Origin of the sequence: Herbaspirillum huttiense (genome assembly GCF_004367745.1) — a bacterium.
Taxonomy (GTDB): Bacteria; Pseudomonadota; Gammaproteobacteria; order Burkholderiales; family Burkholderiaceae_D; genus Herbaspirillum; species Herbaspirillum huttiense.
The window spans coordinates 2,978,433-2,994,319 of the sequence record NZ_CP037993.1; the positions used below are offsets into that span (position 1 = coordinate 2,978,433).

17 protein-coding genes are annotated in these 15,887 nt (G+C 64.2%); 11 read left to right on the forward strand and 6 right to left on the reverse strand.

The window, feature by feature from the left end:
• Positions 1–153 precede the first annotated feature (153 nt).
• The 3 genes from E2K99_RS13430 to E2K99_RS13440 all read left to right on the forward strand — a co-directional run bounded on the left by E2K99_RS13430 (position 154) and on the right by E2K99_RS13440 (position 2,375).
• A complete protein-coding gene (locus E2K99_RS13430; protein ID WP_034335895.1) occupies positions 154–441 on the forward strand; it encodes a hypothetical protein in 288 nt (95 codons plus the stop codon).
• 276 nt (positions 442–717) lie between these two features.
• Positions 718–1,005 (forward strand): helix-turn-helix domain-containing protein, encoded by a 288-nt coding sequence (locus tag E2K99_RS13435; protein WP_121045632.1) that lies wholly within the window; start codon positions 718–720, stop codon positions 1,003–1,005.
• Positions 1,002–2,375, forward strand: a complete 1,374-nt coding sequence (locus E2K99_RS13440) for a HipA domain-containing protein (RefSeq protein ID WP_134222542.1) — start codon at positions 1,002–1,004, stop codon at positions 2,373–2,375. The genes E2K99_RS13435 and E2K99_RS13440 overlap by 4 nt, the downstream gene beginning before the upstream one ends.
• A 64-nt stretch (positions 2,376–2,439) precedes the next feature.
• Here E2K99_RS13440 and E2K99_RS13445 read toward each other — a convergent pair whose 3' ends face one another.
• The 3 genes from E2K99_RS13445 to E2K99_RS13455 form a co-directional block, all read right to left on the reverse strand.
• A complete protein-coding gene (locus tag E2K99_RS13445; protein ID WP_134222543.1) occupies positions 2,440–3,318 on the reverse strand; it encodes a pirin family protein in 879 nt (292 codons plus the stop codon).
• A 66-nt stretch (positions 3,319–3,384) separates the two neighbouring features.
• Positions 3,385–4,245 (reverse strand): pirin family protein, encoded by an 861-nt coding sequence (locus tag E2K99_RS13450; protein WP_134222544.1) that lies wholly within the window; start codon positions 4,243–4,245, stop codon positions 3,385–3,387.
• 84 nt (positions 4,246–4,329) lie between these two features.
• Entirely contained in the window at positions 4,330–4,725 is a 396-nt protein-coding gene (locus E2K99_RS13455; protein ID WP_121045636.1) for a DoxX family protein, read from the reverse strand.
• A gap of 255 nt (positions 4,726–4,980) precedes the next feature.
• Here E2K99_RS13455 and E2K99_RS13460 point away from each other — a divergent pair, with 255 nt between their 5' ends.
• The 3 genes from E2K99_RS13460 (at position 4,981) to E2K99_RS13470 (ending at position 7,686) form a co-directional block, all read left to right on the forward strand.
• A complete protein-coding gene (locus E2K99_RS13460; protein WP_134222545.1) occupies positions 4,981–5,907 on the forward strand; it encodes a LysR family transcriptional regulator in 927 nt (308 codons plus the stop codon).
• A gap of 178 nt (positions 5,908–6,085) precedes the next feature.
• Entirely contained in the window at positions 6,086–6,382 is a 297-nt protein-coding gene (locus E2K99_RS13465) for a helix-turn-helix transcriptional regulator (protein WP_134222546.1), read from the forward strand.
• Positions 6,376–7,686: a type II toxin-antitoxin system HipA family toxin gene (locus E2K99_RS13470; protein WP_134222547.1), complete on the forward strand. Its 1,311-nt coding sequence runs from the start codon at positions 6,376–6,378 to the stop codon at positions 7,684–7,686. The genes E2K99_RS13465 and E2K99_RS13470 overlap by 7 nt, the downstream gene beginning before the upstream one ends.
• A 1-nt stretch (position 7,687) precedes the next feature.
• On the opposite strand, the gene E2K99_RS13475 is transcribed toward E2K99_RS13470, so the two are convergent.
• Both E2K99_RS13475 and E2K99_RS13480 read right to left on the reverse strand, forming a co-directional pair.
• A complete protein-coding gene (locus E2K99_RS13475; RefSeq protein ID WP_134222548.1) occupies positions 7,688–8,692 on the reverse strand; it encodes a GlxA family transcriptional regulator in 1,005 nt (334 codons plus the stop codon).
• Positions 8,693–8,710: 18 nt separating this feature from the next.
• On the reverse strand, positions 8,711–9,952 hold the full coding sequence (locus tag E2K99_RS13480; protein ID WP_134222549.1) for an MFS transporter: 1,242 nt from the start codon (positions 9,950–9,952) through the stop codon (positions 8,711–8,713).
• 108 nt (positions 9,953–10,060) lie between these two features.
• Between E2K99_RS13480 and E2K99_RS13485 the strand changes: the two genes are divergently transcribed.
• The 5 genes from E2K99_RS13485 (at position 10,061) to E2K99_RS13505 (ending at position 14,305) form a co-directional block, all read left to right on the forward strand.
• Positions 10,061–10,591 (forward strand): isochorismatase family protein, encoded by a 531-nt coding sequence (locus tag E2K99_RS13485; protein ID WP_134222550.1) that lies wholly within the window; start codon positions 10,061–10,063, stop codon positions 10,589–10,591.
• Positions 10,592–10,820: 229 nt separating this feature from the next.
• Positions 10,821–11,588 (forward strand): fumarate/nitrate reduction transcriptional regulator Fnr, encoded by a 768-nt coding sequence (gene fnr / locus E2K99_RS13490; protein WP_121045643.1) that lies wholly within the window; start codon positions 10,821–10,823, stop codon positions 11,586–11,588.
• Positions 11,589–11,648: 60 nt separating this feature from the next.
• Positions 11,649–12,419 (forward strand): phosphatase PAP2 family protein, encoded by a 771-nt coding sequence (locus tag E2K99_RS13495; RefSeq protein ID WP_134222551.1) that lies wholly within the window; start codon positions 11,649–11,651, stop codon positions 12,417–12,419.
• 24 nt (positions 12,420–12,443) lie between these two features.
• Positions 12,444–13,472 (forward strand): diacylglycerol/lipid kinase family protein, encoded by a 1,029-nt coding sequence (locus tag E2K99_RS13500; RefSeq protein ID WP_134222552.1) that lies wholly within the window; start codon positions 12,444–12,446, stop codon positions 13,470–13,472.
• Positions 13,472–14,305: a metallophosphoesterase family protein gene (locus tag E2K99_RS13505; RefSeq protein WP_134222553.1), complete on the forward strand. Its 834-nt coding sequence runs from the start codon at positions 13,472–13,474 to the stop codon at positions 14,303–14,305. Before E2K99_RS13500 ends, E2K99_RS13505 begins: the two co-directional genes overlap by 1 nt.
• Here E2K99_RS13505 and E2K99_RS13510 read toward each other — a convergent pair whose 3' ends face one another.
• Complete coding sequence (locus E2K99_RS13510) at positions 14,306–15,730, reverse strand: PepSY-associated TM helix domain-containing protein (RefSeq protein WP_134222554.1); 1,425 nt, start codon at positions 15,728–15,730, stop codon at positions 14,306–14,308.
• Between the last annotated feature and the right edge of the window lie 157 nt (positions 15,731–15,887).

Genomic DNA, 15,887 nt, shown 5'->3' on the forward strand with positions numbered 1-15,887 from the left:
AAGCATGGCCTGTGCACGGCGCTGCCGGAACTTGTGCCCCGTGGCCGAACCCAAATAGCAGAACTTGATGCCGGGCAAAAACCCGGTGCTTTTTTTGCCGGCCCGGGCGCGATGCGCCTATGATGGAGCCGGTCCATCACCGAAGGAGAATCCATGAGCGAGCCCATGCAAACCCCAGCGTTCGACCACCAGCGCCTGCTGGACATGGTCGGCCAGTTCGAGGCGGAATTGCAGAAACTGCCCGCTGGCAGCACCGAAGCCGACCAGCTGCGCGAAGACATCGCCCGTCTGCGCCAGCACCTGAGCGAACCGCAGCCGCATGCGGGACAGGTCGGCGATACCTGGCACTCCCTGCGCCGAGCCGCCGACAGCCTGGAAAACCAGGTGCTCAAAGACAGCCCCTACATCACCGAGATGGGTCGCATCATCGGGCTGATCTGATCGGTCAGCGCATGAACGGCTGCAACGGCCGATCACAAACCGCCTGTCGCTGGAATGCCGCAGGCGGTTTTGTTTTCAGGTGGTCGGTAGCAATTCGATCATCTTGCATGCCTTATCCTTCAAAATCGGTGCAAATTATTCTGCCATAGCAGAATTTATCACTCACCTTCCCGAAATACGTTTCCCCGCAATGAAAAATTCTATTTTGATAGAATATTGAGTGAATTCAGCCATTGAGAAATCTGATATTCTTCTATAGCAGAATACGGAGGGCATATGGCAAAGCCAGAATATTTTGGAAAAATCAACGAAGCAGCAGGTTTCGGCGCTGCCATCCGGGCCGCGCGTAAAGCAGCCGGGATGCGAATTGCCGACGTTTGCGCACTGGCGGACGTGTCCATCCAAACCCTGAGTGACATTGAATCGGGCAAGCCGACGGTAAGCATCGGCAAGATGCTTGATGTGGCGGATTGCCTGGGCGTTTCGTTCTTCTCGGTCTCGGCAGAGGAACGACACACTGCGGAGAAAGAACTCCCGCGCTTGTTCCCGGCGTGGCATCGATGAGCATGTTCCTCAACATCTGGATGGGTGGAGTGCGGGTCGGCGAGCTTTGGCACCACACCGATGAGAACCTGTTTTCCTTGCGCTACGACGATGACTGGACGCAATCCGGCCATGCCCTGTCACCGGCCCTTCCCTTGATTCGTCCCGAGGCAGAAAGCAGGGAACGTCACAGCATGGAGGTGCGCAATTTCTTCCAGAACCTGCTTCCGGAAGGAAAGGCGCTGGACGACGCTGTGGCCACTTACCATCTCTCCAAGGCGAACCTGGCGGGTCTGCTGCATGCACTCGGCCGCGAGTCGGCGGGCGCGCTGGTCTTCAGCGCCAACGCCGTTACGCCCCACGACAAGGACGAGCGGCAAGCCAGGCGGCTGTCATCGGAGGAACTCTCGCAGCGCATCCGGGCCCGGCCAGAGCATCCTTTCACGGTATGGGATGGCCGGGTCAGGCTGTCCATCGCCGGTTATCAGGACAAACTGGCCGTCCTCCAGCAGGGCGATGCGTGGTTTCTGCCGGAAACGCTGCAACAGTCCTCCACCCACATCCTCAAGCCGGAGCCGGTCAGCCGGCAGCTCGCGGGCATGACCACCAACGAACTGATGTGCATGCTGCTGGCAGACGCGGTGGGCGTCAGGGCGGCTGCAGTGAGACTGGCGCACGTACCGGAGCCGGTACTGGTGGTTGAGCGATTTGATCGTGTCCCCGTCCGGGGGGACATGCAAGCAGCGCAGGCCGACGGCGCGCAAGTCTTGCGCCGACAATGCATAGACGGCTGTCAGGCCCTGGGACTTCCGGTCGACTTCAAATACGAACGCCCCTTTGGCGATGGCGATGACGTCAAGGAGATACGCGATGGCGCCTCACTCAAACGCTTCTTCCGCTTGCTTGGTGACCGTGACCTGATGCACTCGACCGGCCCCGCCAAGCTTGGCTTCCTGCGCTGGCTCATCTTCCAGGTATTGATCGGCAATACCGATGCGCACGCCAAAAACCTGAGTTTCTTCAGCGATGCCAATCGGCTGGTCCTGGCGCCAGCTTATGACATGGTGTCGGGATTGGCGCTCATTGACGCTCAGGTGGCCGACCAACTGGCGATGGCGGTGGGCGACAATTTTGATCCGCGCACCATTCGTGCTTTCGACTGGGCCTTGATGGCGCATGAGTGCGCCCTTGCACCGAGGCTGGTCGTCAATGCGCTCAAGGAGCTGGCCACGCTCAGCCTGAAAAAATTGCCGGACATCTGCCACGAAGTGCTGGCGCAGGGAGGAGACCCGCGCATGACGCAGCGCGTGGCGAGCGTCGTGCAATCGCAATGCGAAGCAGCCTTGGCGTGTGCGAAGGATATCCTGACCGTCAATCCGGCCTACCTTTGATCGGACAAAAAACTGCCTGTCGCAGCCAGGGCGACAGACAGTTTTCTTTTTGGATCACGGCGTATCAATGCGCCGGCAGCGGAATCCATTCAGTCTCACCGGGAATATCCGGGAATACGTTCTTGTCACGGCCATTCCACGCCAGCTTGGCCGCTTCGATCTTCTCGCGCGAGGTCGCCACGAAATTCCACCACACGAAGCGCGGACCATCCAGCGGTGCGCCGCCCAGGATCATGAAGACCGTTTCTCCCACGGCCTTGAGCGCAACTGCCGCACCCGGGGCCAGAATGGCCAACGTGCCCGGCTCCATGCGCTCGCCGTCCAGCGTCACGTCACCACGGACCACGTAGACCGCGCGTTCCTGTACGTCGGCGGCAATCTCCAGCTCGGCCCCTTGCGTGGTGCTGCCCGCCACATACAGCGTCGGGCTGGCCGTGGCCACCGGCGAACTCACGCCGAACGCCGAACCCGCCAACACGTGCAGACGGGCGCCGCCCACTTGCGCCTCAGGCATGTCCTCCGAGGCGTAATGACGGAACAGCGGGTCGCTGTCTTCCTGCTCGGCCGGCAGGGCCACCCACATCTGCAGGCCATGCACCGGCACTTTCTGCTCGCGAATATCGTCGGGGATACGCTCCGAATGGACAATGCCGCGTCCCGAAGCCATCCAGTTGACCGCGCCCGGGGTGATGCGCTGGACCACGCCCAGGCTGTCACGGTGCATCATGGCGCCCGAGAACAGGTAAGTCACGGTGGCCAGGCCGATGTGGGGATGCGGGCGGACATCGCCTTCGGTGGTGCCGGCATCGAATTCAACCGGCCCCATATGATCGAAAAAGACGAAGGGACCGACCGTGCGCGCAGCCGCCGCCGGCAGCAGGCGCCGGACCGGGAAACCGATGTCGCGGGTCAGGCCGTGGATCTGGTGAAGAATGTTGCTCATGGTGCTCTCCTGTGGCGGCGGGCGCACCTGGCTGCCCGCCTGCTGGGGTTCGGATGAATCAAGGGTTCAGAAACGACCGGCACGGAAATCGTCGATGGCGGCTTCCACCTGTTCGCGAGTATTCATCACGAACGGGCCCCACTGGGCAATCGGCTCATTCAAGGGCTTGCCGGCAATCAGCAGGAAGCGGCTGCCCTGCTCTGCCCGCACCGTCACACCGGCGGCGCCCGCCACGTTGGACAGCACCGCCATGCGACCGGCCTCTGCGGCACGGGTCTCGCTGCCTGCCGCACCTACGGCCAGCTTGCCTGCATACACGTAGAGGAAGGCATTGTGCGTGGCCGGGATCGGCAGGTCCAGCGTCACGCCGGCTTCCAGCTTCAGGTCCAGATACAACGGCTCGGTGGTCTCGCGGCTGATGGCGCCAGCCACGCCAAAGGCGGTCCCGGCCAAGACGCGGACCTTCACGCCCGCTTGCGGCTCGGTCTCGGGGATGCCTGTCGAGGGGATGTCCTGGTAGCCGGGATCGGTCATCTTGTCCTTGCCCGCCAGGTTCACCCACAGCTGGAAGCCGCTCATGAGGCCGTTTTCCTGTTCCGGCAACTCCGAGTGCACCAGGCCACGGCCGGCCGTCATCCATTGCATGCCGCCCGGTTCCAGCAAGCCTTCGTTACCGGCATTGTCGCGGTGGCGCATGCGGCCGGCCAGCATGTAGGTCACGGTTTCGAAGCCGCGGTGCGGGTGGTCGGGGAAACCGGCCAGGTAATCGCTGGGCTCGTCCGAGTGGAAGGCATCCAGCATCAGGAACGGGTCCAGGCGGCGCTGCAGGTCGTGGGTCAGCACGCGGGTGAGGCTCACGCCGGCACCATCCTGGGTAGGGATGCCGTTGACCAGGCGTTCGATTTGACGGGTGTAGGGGGTGCTCATGCTTGTCTCTCCTGAAGAGGCCCGCACGTCGTGGGTGCGGGCCGGTGAATCATGGTCGATGGTTGGAACGGGCGGACATCAGGCTCAACGGCTTTCTTCCGGCTGGGCTTGCGGGTCGATCGAGGACACCAGCAGCAGTGCACCGATCAGGGCCACGTTCTTGAGGAAGTGAATCATCTGGCCTTGGGCGGCAGCGCCTTCGAGCGTCCAGAAATGATGGGCCGACAGGGTTGCGCCGACGGTGAAGAGCGCAATCACCAGCGACACCGGACGCACGCCACGGCCGGTCATCAGCAGCAAGCCGCCGCCGACTTCGACCAGGATGGTGACCAGCACGGCCAGGGTCGGTACCGGCAGGCCCAGGCTGCCGAAGTAGCCGACCGTGCCGGCAAAGCCGACGATCTTGAATATGCCCGAAATGACGAACAAGGAAGCCAGCAGGACGCGGCCAATACGGAAAGTGGTGAAGTTGGTAATCATGGTAAGCCTCTCTGATGTTGGGTGAACGACGATGTTTGAATTGTGATGCCGTGTTGCCTTGAATCTTGTTATTGCCTGACGCCAATCTCTGACCGGCTCTCGCGCTGTGCTCTGCCCGGTGATGCATTCGCTGCAGCCAGTGACGACAGAATAGGCAAGTTCGCCTTCGGCTAAAACTGATTATCTTTTTATAATCATGATCTAAATTTTAGATATAGTTAGCACTTCGTCACTTCATCGTAGCTCGAGGGCCCTATGAATATTGAGCGTCTGTCACTGGATCAGTTGCGGGTTTTCGTGCAGGTGGCCGACAGCGGCAGCTTCCTGGCCGCCGCGCGCAAGCTGTCGCGGGCGCAGTCGGCCGTCAGCTATGCCATCGCCACGCTGGAAGACCAGCTGGGCGTGCTGCTGTTCGACCGCAGCGGCTACCGGCCAAAGCTGACCAGCCCCGGCGTGGCCCTGCTGGCCGATGCCCGCCAGGTGCTGGATCACGTGGATTCGCTGCAAGTGCGGGCCAATTCCTATGCCCGCGGGCAGGAGCTGGAGGTCTCGCTGGCGGTGGATGTGTTCTTTCCTACCGATTGTCTGGTGGACCTCCTGCAGCGCTTTCGCGTCGCCTTCCCGGCGGTGACCGTACGACTGGAGGTGGAAGCACTGGGGGCGGTGGCCGAGCGCGTCATTGACGGACGCTCCATGCTGGGCATCTTGGGGACACTGCCGACCACACCGCCCAACCTGCTGCGCATCACGCTGCCCAGCGTGCAGCTGGTGGCCGTGGTGGCACCCGACCATCCGCTGGCCAAGGTGAAAGGGAGGATTTCCGAAAAACTCCTGCAGCAGCAAACCCAGCTGGTGCTGTCGGATCGCAGCGAACTCACCGCGCGTCAGGATTTCTCGGTGCACTCGCGGCTGACCTGGCGCATGAGTGATCTCGGCACCAAGCACGCCCTGCTGCGTGCCGGCATGGGCTGGGGCAACATGCCGCTGCACGTGGTCAAGCATGACCTGGACAGCGGCCGGCTGGTCAGCATCAGCACCATCCACCATCCGCCGCAAGGAGCGGAACTGCCGATCCAGTGCGTTTACAAACCGGACCATCCGGCTGGCCCGGCCCTGTCGTGGTGGCTGGATTCGCTGGCGGCATTGACGGTCTTGGCCCCAGGCGACCCGACGCAGACATGAATACAAGCCAAAGCTGATAATGTCGATTTATAGGATTAAAACGATAAATACGAAAAACAAGACATTTCTTATATTGTAATTTTATCGGTCTTGCCCTATATTTTCCTCAACAGCCGCGCAGCCTGGCCATCCGCCATGCGCACCGTTGCGGCTGCATCCTTGTCTTGAGGAAAGCTCCATGGCCAACGATTTTCCCATCAGCCTCTCCATCCAGTTGCGCGAGCATCTGCGTGCCTTGCGCAAGCAGCGGCACATGACCCAGGCGCAACTGGGCGAGCGCATCGGCATCAGCCAGGCGCGCATTGCCGAGATCGAAGCCAATCCGGGTGCCGTCAGCGTGGAGCAGATGCTGTTGCTCCTGTCGACACTGGGGGCCGGTCTCAAGCTGCATGTCCACGCGGCAGACAAGCCGCTCCATGCGGCCGGGGAAGCGGGAGCTGTCTACATCCCCTCACGCAAACAGGGCTCCTGGTAATGCTGCATGCCTGGATGAACGGTGAGCTGGTCGGTACCTGGAGCGTGGAACGCCAGGTGCATCGCTTCCGCTATGCGCCCACGTGGGTGCGCTCGTCGCATTTCCGTCCCTTGTCGCTGTCCCTGCCGCTGACCGCCTCGGGCGAGCTGCGCGGCGACAGCGTGCGCAACTATTTCGACAACCTGCTCCCGGACAACGCCGATATCCGCGAACGGCTGCGGCAACGTTATCGCCTGCCCTCCACCGATGTCTTCGACCTGTTGCAGGCCCTGGGACGCGACTGCGTCGGCGCGCTGCAACTGCTGCCACCGGACCAGGAACCGCAAGGCTGGCGCAGCATCCACTGCGAGCGTCTGGATGAGGCGATGCTCGAACAACTGCTGTATGCCCTGCCCTTGTCTTCGCCCCCGGCCAGCGCCCAGGAAGATGCGCTGCGCATCTCGATCGCAGGTGCACAGGAAAAGACCGCTCTGACCTGGCATCGCGGCAAGTGGTGCCGTCCTCTGGGCGCCACGCCGACCACCCACATCATCAAGCTGCCGCTGGGCCTGATCGGCGGCGTGATGCAGCGGGTCGATGCGGGCGACTCGGTCTACAACGAATGGCTGTGCTCCCGCATCCTGGCAGCGATGGGTCTGCCGGTGGCCCCGGCGCGGGTGGAACATTTCGGGCGTCATACGGTGCTGGCGGTGGAGCGTTTCGACCGCGTCGGGATGAAGGAGGGCTGGATCGCCCGCCTGCCGCAGGAGGATTTCTGCCAGGCCTTCGGCCTGCCACCGACGATGAAGTATGAAAGCCAGGGCGGTCCCGGCCTGAACCAGTGCCTGGGCCTGCTCAATGCCAGCAGCCAGGGCGGCGACAAGACGTATTTCCTGCTGGCGCAAATGGCCTTCTTCCTGCTGGCGGCCACCGACGGCCATGCCAAGAATTTCTCGCTGCACCTGCATGCGGGCGGCCGTTACGAGATGACGCCGCTGTATGACGTGCTGTCGATGTGGCCCTACTTCGGCAAAGGGCCGAACCAGTTCCGCGCCCGGCAGGCCGGTCCTGCCATGCTGCTGCGCGGACGCAATCCGCATCGCCACTTCCATACCATCGAAGCCCGCCACTGGCGGCAGTTGGCCTTGCAGCACGGCGGTGAACCAGTGTGGCAGGCGATGCTGGCGCTAGTGCAAGGCGCCGAGCATGCCCTGGCGGTGGCCGAAGGCGAACTGCCGGACGACTTCCCTGTACGCACCTGGGAGCGCATCCGCGAGGGAGTCCGACACCACCAGGAACGTTTCCTGCGCGGTGTGGGGCAGTAGATCACTGGGCCGCGAAGCGCTCGCGGTATTGCCCCGGGCTCACCCCCAGCTGGCGCAGGAAGACCCGCCGCAGGTTCTGTTCTTCCCCGTAGCCGGACTGGCTGGCAATGCGCTTGAGCGGCAGCCGGGTTTCTTCCAGCGCCCGGCGCGCCGCCTCCAGCCGCATCAGCTCGACCGTGCGCGCCGGCGTGCGGCCGGTCTCGGCCACATACAGCCGCGCGAAGGTACGCGGACTCATGTTGGCCTGGCGGGCCAGGTTCTCGACCCGCAGATCCGCTTCCAGATTGCCGGCGATCCAGGCATGCAGCTCGGCAAACCGGCCCGCCCCGGTGGCCTGTGAAGCCAGCGGCGTGCTGAATTGCGATTGTCCGCCCGGACGCTTGATGAACATCACCAGCTGGCGGGCCGTCGCAATCGCAGCGGCGTGCCCCAGATCCTGTTCCACCAGCGCCAGTGTCAGGTCGATACCGGCGGTGACGCCCGCCGAGGTCCAGATGCGGCCCTGGCGGATGTAGATGGGCTCGCCATCCACGTCCAGTGCGGGATAACGCTGCTGCAAATCTTCGGCCGAATCCCAGTGCGTCGTCACCCGCAAGCCGTCCAGCACGCCCGCCTCTGCGAGGTGGAAAGCACCGGTGCAGACCGAACAGACGCGCCGGGCCAGCGGCGCGGCCGCGCGGATCCACGCGACCAGGGCGGGATCGATGCGGAAGCTGTCCCCCACGCTGCCGCCGGGCGAAATCAAGGTGTGCAGTTCCTCAGCGCGCAGCAGCGCGTCCAGCGCAGACAGCGCTTGCGTCAACACCGGCAGGCCGGCGCTGGTGGTCACCGCGCCGCCCTCTGCCGAGGCCACATGCAGGCGATAGACTTCACCGCCTTGCAGGCGGTTGGTGGTCGCCAGCACCTGCATCGGGCCGGCAAGATCCAGCAGGTTCATGCCGCCATAAGCCAGCAGCACCACATTGCGCGGGGCCTGTACGGCCTGCGCGGAAAGGACGGGGTTCATTGGAATCATGCTCCGATGTTAGCGCAGGCCCGTCACCAGCGCCGTGCGCGCAGTACGCTGGGCCCACATCCAGCGCAGCGTGACCAGCGCCGACACCAGCAGCACCGGCAGGATGGCCGCATTGAGCGTTTCCCAGCCGAAGCGGGCCAGCAAGGGACCGGCACCCAGCGTGGCCAGCGCCGTCGCGGCATAGCGCATCAACTCGGCCAGCCCCTGAGTCTTGGCGCGTTCCGATGGGGTATAGGACTGCGCCAGCAAGGTAGTGCCACCGACGAACATGAAATTCCAGCCCACGCCCAGCAGCAGCAAGGCAACGTAGAAAGCGGGCAGCGTGGTCGAGAGCATGGCGATGACGGCGCAGCCGAGGTTCATGCCCAGCCCTGCCAGCAGCACCGGTCCCAGGCCGAAGCGCTGGATCAGGCGTCCGGCAAAGAAGGAGGGAGCGTACATGCCCATCAGGTGCCACTGAATGATGGCCGCACCATCATCGATGCCGTGATGGCAGGCCACCGCCGCCAGGGGTGCGGCCGTCATGATGAACATCATCACCATGGAGCCGGCCACGTTGTTGACAACCGAGGCCATGAAGACCGGCGTACGTGCAATGGCCGATAGCGGGCGCGCGGGGGCGAGGTCAGATTGCGACTGCGCAACGGCTGCCGGTTCGGCCTGATCCCGATAGAACAGCACCAGTACCAGCACCGACAACAGCCCCATGAGCGCCACCACCAGATAGGCCCCGGCAAACAGTGCCGCCGGGAACCAATCCTTGCTCCAGGCCGCCAGGGCCGGGCCGACCAGGGCCGCGATGACGCCCCCGGCCAGCACGGTGGAAATGGCACGGCTCTTGGCCGCTTCGGCGACCGCATCGGCGGCCGCCAGCCGGTAATACTGCGCAAACGCCTGAAATACACCGACCAGCGCCGTGCCGACGCAGAAGAACCAGAACTGCCCATGCCAGACCGACCACACCGAGATCAGCCCGCCGACACAGCAACTGGCCGCCCCCAGCACGAACGACCAGCGGCGACCCAGGCGCTGGATCAAGAACGCCGCAAACCAGGTCACCACGGCACCGGCCACCGTGATGAGGGCGAACGGCAAGGTCGCCAGCGCCTTGTCGGGGGCCAGTTGCCACCCGGTCAGCGCGGTCAGGGTCAGGTCGATCGAGATGGCGCAGGTGAACAGGCCCTGGCACAAGGCCAGGATGGCGGCATTGCGGCTACCGCCATGGGAATCGGCGGACAAGGAGGCGCGCATGGATTTGCTCCGAAGGGTCAATGATGGAAAAATTGTCGGATTCCCACCCGCTTGGCGTCAATGACACAAGACCTTCAATTTCTGCCAAGCCCACATGACAGGACTTCCATGCTGATCCAGGCTCATCAATCCGCACTGCTGGTGATCGATCCCCAGGAAAAACTCTTGCCCGCCATCCACGAGGGCCAGGCGGTGCTGGCGCAGACCGTGCGCATGGCCGCCATTGCCGGCCTGCTCGGGGTGCCGGTCATCGCCACCGAACAGATGCCGGACAAGCTCGGCCACAACCATCCGGATATTGCCCGCCTGTGCGACAAGACGCTCTCCAAGCAGCATTTCGATGCCTGCGCGGACGGCCTGCTGCCGGTCATACCACCGGCCGTACGGCAGCTCATCGTCGCCGGTTGCGAAGCCCACATCTGCGTGCTGCAGACTGCGCTTTCCCTGCTGCGACAGGGCTACACGGTGCTGCCCCTGCTGGGGGCCTGCGGCTCGCGCCGCCCGCTGGACCGCGATGCCGCCTTCGAGCGCCTGCGCGCCGCTGGCGCCATCCCGGTCACACTGGAAATGGTGGCCTACGAATGGCTGCAGCACAGCGCGCATCCGCAGTTCCGGGCGGTCCTGAAACTGGTGAAATAGCCCGGCCCGCCAAGCGCAAACAGGGTGACGTAACCGAAAAGCAAGTTTCCCCTTGCTCCGATGAAAGTTTTGATTGCTCCCCCTGCGTATGCGTTTTGCAGGCAAGAACTGTGGTAAAAGTACGGGAAAAATAGCTGCGCAGCTGCATGACAATGTGGCGCATCACATATCATCACGCCAAGACCTGGCCAGCCGACGCCGCCACAACATAGAGGAAAATCCAACGCTTATGTCCAGCTTACCTGCCCACACGCCCATTCATTCGCCGCCTCCGCTCACCCTGCACGCCTTGCGCGCCAGCTGCTCGGCCTGCAGCATGCACCAGCTGTGCCTGCCGATGGGGCTGGACCAGGGCGACATGCAGCGGCTGGAACAGGTCATCAACCGCCGCCGCAAGGTCAAGCGCGATGAAAGCCTGTACCGCCTCAACGACAAGTTCGACATGCTCTACGCCATCCGCCTGGGCCATTTCAAGACCTTCCAGGGCAATACCAATGGCGGCCAGCAGATCACCGGTTTCCAGATGGCCGGCGAATTGCTGGGCATGGATGCCATCGGCGCCGGCCACCACCTGTGCGAAGCCGTGGCACTGGAAGACAGCGAAGTCTGCGAGATTCCGTTTACGCGCCTGGAAGAATTGTTCCGCGACATGCCCACGCTGCTGCGCCAGTTCCATCGCATGATGAGCCTGGAAATTTCGCGCGAGCAACGCGTCATGCTGACCTTGGGCAGCATGACCGCGCAGCAGAAGATGGCGGCGTTCATGCTCAACCTGTCCTCGCGCTACGCCAGCCGGGGCTATTCCTCGACCCGCTTCCAGCTGCGCATGACGCGCGAGGAAATCGGCAACTACCTGGGCCTGGCCGTGGAATCCGTGAGCCGGCTGCTGACCAATTTCAAGAAAACCGGCGTCATCGAGGTCAACCATCGCGACGTCGAACTGTGCGACCTGCCTGCCCTGCGTGCCATCGCGCTGGGCAACGATCCCTGCGCCTGACCAGACCGGTACCCTCCAGCCCCTTGCCGGGGCACGGGGGGCTGAGGTTAGAATGGCCGGATGACAGAACGACACTCTTCTACCTCTCCCTCCCTCCAGCGTTTCCTGCGCGCCCGCATGGCACGCGACCACCACCTCGGACTGCCGCTCACCAAAGGCCTGATGGCCGCGCTGGCCACGGTCATGCTGTTCGCGCTGATCGCCTACGAAGTCAGCAGCAAGGGCGCGCTCACGCGTCTGGATCAGCAACTGGCGGACTGGTTCAACCAGCATGCCTTCTCGCCGCTCACCGAACTGGTACTCGGCTATACGCATCTGCATGGCACCATCGGCGTGCTGGTCATGGGCGCACTGCTGCTGTGGCACATGGTCCGCAAGCAGCGTTGGGCCTGGGTTACCGACCTGCTGCTGGTGCTGCCCGGCGGCATGCTGTGCAATTTCACGCTCAAGCACATCTTCGCGCGCCTGCGTCCCAGCTTTGACGATCCCATCCTGGTGCTGCACAGCTACAGCTTTCCCAGCGGACACACGATCGGCGCCACCTTGCTCTACGCCATGCTGGCCGCCTACCTGCTCAACCAGCCGGGGGTGACCGCCGCCATCGGTGCGCGCCTGAAGACCGGCGAGCGCGGCGTGCAGGCCGCCGTCATCGGCGCAGCCCTGCTGCTGGTGGCGCTGACCGCTTTCAGCCGGGTCTACCTGGGCGCGCATTTCCTGAGCGACGTAGTGGGTGCGATGCTGCTGGGCACGGCCTGGTTCGCGCTGTGGACGACCGTGGTTTTCACATGGCAGCGGCACTATTACGCGCAGCCGCGCTCCAACGGGCTCTGAAACCACCTTCTTACTCGCCTGCGGATGACAGAACAAGACACGACCCAGGAATTGCCCGCCAGCCATGGCCACCCCGACGCAGCACGCCGCCCTGACGTAGTGGCTGCCATCAACGCCCGTGCCGGTGGCGGCCACGCCGAGGAACTGGCCGCCCACATCACCGAAGAGTTCGCCCGTCACGGCCTGCACGCCGTGGTGCATCTGGCGCGCAGCGGCGAAGACATGCTGCAGGCCGCCCGCGATGCCGTGCGCGACAAGATCGCGGTGGTCGCCGTGGGCGGCGGCGATGGCAGCGTCAATGCCGTGGCCTCGACCCTGCTGGCCGATCCACACTGCGAGAGCGCGCTGGGCGTGTTGCCGCTGGGCACGCTGAATCACTTTGCCAAAGACCTCAACATCCCGCTGACGCTGGACGAGGCCATCGCCAACATCGCCACCGGGCGCAAGCTCCAGGTCGACAGCGGTGAGGTCAATGGTGCGCCCTTCATCAACAATTCCAGCCTGGGCCTCTATCCCGACATCGTGCGCGAGCGTGAAAAGCAGCAAGCACGCCTGGGCCGTGGCAAATGGCTGGCCTTCACCTGGGCCGCCATGGGCGCGCTGCGGCGCTATCCCTTCCTGCGCGTGCGGCTGTCCATCGACGGCAAGGAACACTGGCGGCGCACGCCCTTCGTCTTCATCGGCAACAACGAGTACCTCATGAGCGGCCTGGACATCGGCAAGCGCTCTACCCTCACCGACGGCCAGCTGAGTCTGTACGTGTGCCACCGCACCGGCCGCCTGGGCCTGCTGCGACTGGCCCTGCATGCCCTGTTCGGCCGCCTGCGTGAAGCGCATGACTTCGATGTGCTGACCTGCAGCGAGATCCATATCGAGACGCACAAGAAACGCATGCGCGTGGCCACCGATGGCGAAGTCAACCTGATGCAGACTCCGTTGCACTACCGCATCCGTCCGGCCTCATTGATGGTGATCGTGCCGCAGCTCGCCGCCCCGCAAGCGGCCGCCCCCCGCGAACCCGGCCTGCTCGACAAATTGCTGGGGGAAAACTGATGCGTACCCTCATCCATCTGTCGGACCTGCATTTCGGGCGCACCGATCCGGAGATCATCGAACCGTTGATCGCCCAGGTCCACGAGCTCAAGCCGGACCTGGTGGTCGTTTCGGGCGACCTCACCCAACGCGCGCGCAGCATCCAGTTCAAGCAGGCCCGGGAGTTTCTCAATGCGCTGCCGCAGCCCCAGCTGGTGGTGCCGGGCAATCATGACGTTCCGCTCTTCAATGTGGCGGCGCGCTTGCTGCAGCCGCTGCGCAAGTACAAGCGTCATATCACGGCCGATCTGCAGCCGCGCTACGTGGACGAGGAAATCGCCGTGGTCGGCATCAATACCGCACGTTCCCTGACCATCCAGGATGGCCGCGTGAACGACAGACAGATCGAACACGCGCGGCGCGAACTGGCCGGCGTGGGCGATCACCTGGTCAAGATCATCGTCACCCATCATCCCTTCGACCTGCCACCGGGCCCGCAACATCACGGCTTGGTCGGCCAGGCGGTGCCGGCCATGCGTGCCTTCGCGCTGTGCGGTGCCGACCTGCTGCTGGCGGGTCACGTGCATACCAGTTCGGCCGTGAGCAGCGCCGGGCGCTATCACATTCCCGGTTACTCGGCGCTGGTGGTGCAGGCAGGCACGGCCACCTCCACCCGCGGGCGCGGCGAGAGCAACTCCTTCAACGTCTTGCAGGTGGAGGCGCACCAGATCGTGGTGCATCGGCTGGGCTGGAAGCCCAATGTGAAGAGTTTTGCGCTGGCCGCGTCACAGACCTTCGTGCAACGCGGCAGCGAGTGGTTCGAGCAGACCGCCGATGGCCTGCTCAGTGAATGATCAGACCGTAGCGCGGCGCGCGCGGGAATAACGGATCACATCCACCAGCAGGAACAGCAACAAACTGGCCCCCATCAGCGGCAGGCTCCAGCCCAGCAGCAGGGCCAGCACCGCCAGCGTCAGGCGTTGCAGGGGCGCCAGGCGCATCACCGCCTGCGTCAACGGCGCCAGGCTGGCGCCCGCCGCCGGGCGGCGTCGCCACCACATCACGTAGCCCAGCACGATGAGCCCGGTCAGGGCCACGCCGAAGAGGGCCATCAGGATCTGGTTCGCCACGCCGAACAGCACCCCCATGTGCGCATCCACGCCCCAGCGGATCAGCTTGGCGATCAATGGAAAATCAGCGAAATCGGCCCGGCTGGTAATGGCCATGCGATCGGCATCGATGGCCACCGTATCGACCTGGGTCGGCCAGGAGCGATCCACCTCCCGCACCACCCAGGCCTGCTGGGCCGCGCGCGGCGGCCGGATCTCGATCTCGGCAGCATCAATGCCGCCAGCGCGGGCGATCTGCTGCACCATGTCGAAACGGGCCGGATCGCTGGCCTCCGGCATGGGCATCTGCATGCCATGTGCGCCCATGTGATCGGCGTGTTCGCCCATGGACATGGCCGGGACACCGGCCTGCAATTGCGTCGAGACCGAGGGCGTGATCCAGCCCAGCTGCGTGCGCATCTGGCTCACGCGCTCACCGGCCCAGCGTGACCAGGTCAGGCCGGTAGCCGAGAAAAACACCAGCCCCAACACGATCCACAGCCCTACGAGGGCATGCAGCCGGCGCGCGTTCATGGGACGCGGCGCGCGCAACGTACTGCCAGCGCGGCGCTGGCGAGCGCGCCACCACAGCCACACCCCGCCCAAGGCCCCCAGCCACAGCCAGGACGCGGCCAGTTCGCTGTAGTTGCGGCCGACGTCGCCCAGCATCAGGTTGCGGTGCAGGTAATCCAGCGTGGTACGCAAAGGCAGCACGCCGCTGGTGCCATAGACGATGAGGTCGCCCTTGACCTGCAGGCTGACCGGATCAACGAAGATGGCCCGGCTTTCCGAGTCGCCCAGGCCGGGCTGGGTGAACATGACGCGGGTATTCCATCCCTGCGCCTTGGCCGGGCGCACTGCGAACAGCCGCGCCTGCGGCCCCAGGAAGGCCTGCGCGGCCTTCACCTGTTCGGCCAGCGGCCGGGCCTCGCCCCTGCTTTGGTGATAGAGCTGGGTGGCATAGAGGTGCGATTCGATCTGCGGGGTCAGCACGTACAGCGTACCGGTCAGCGCCGCCACCAGGATGAAGGGGCCGACGAACAGGCCGATGTAGAAATGCAGGCGCAGCAGCACGGCATGCAAGGCGGAGCGATGGGCATCGCCAGTACGAGCGGTCGCGCTGGCGGCGTTGGCGGTGCCATCGCCGGCGGGCTGGAAGGAGGTGGTCATGGCTGCGGGCGGGGAGCGCCGGAAACGGAAACAGGCTCGCGATTGTAGGCCGTGCGGCCGTCCCTGCGAATGTGGCAATTTGTCGCAGCCCCAATGAAAAAGAGCCGACGGAACAAATTCCGTGCGGCTCTTCCTGCCTGTGACCTGCGGCACCGTG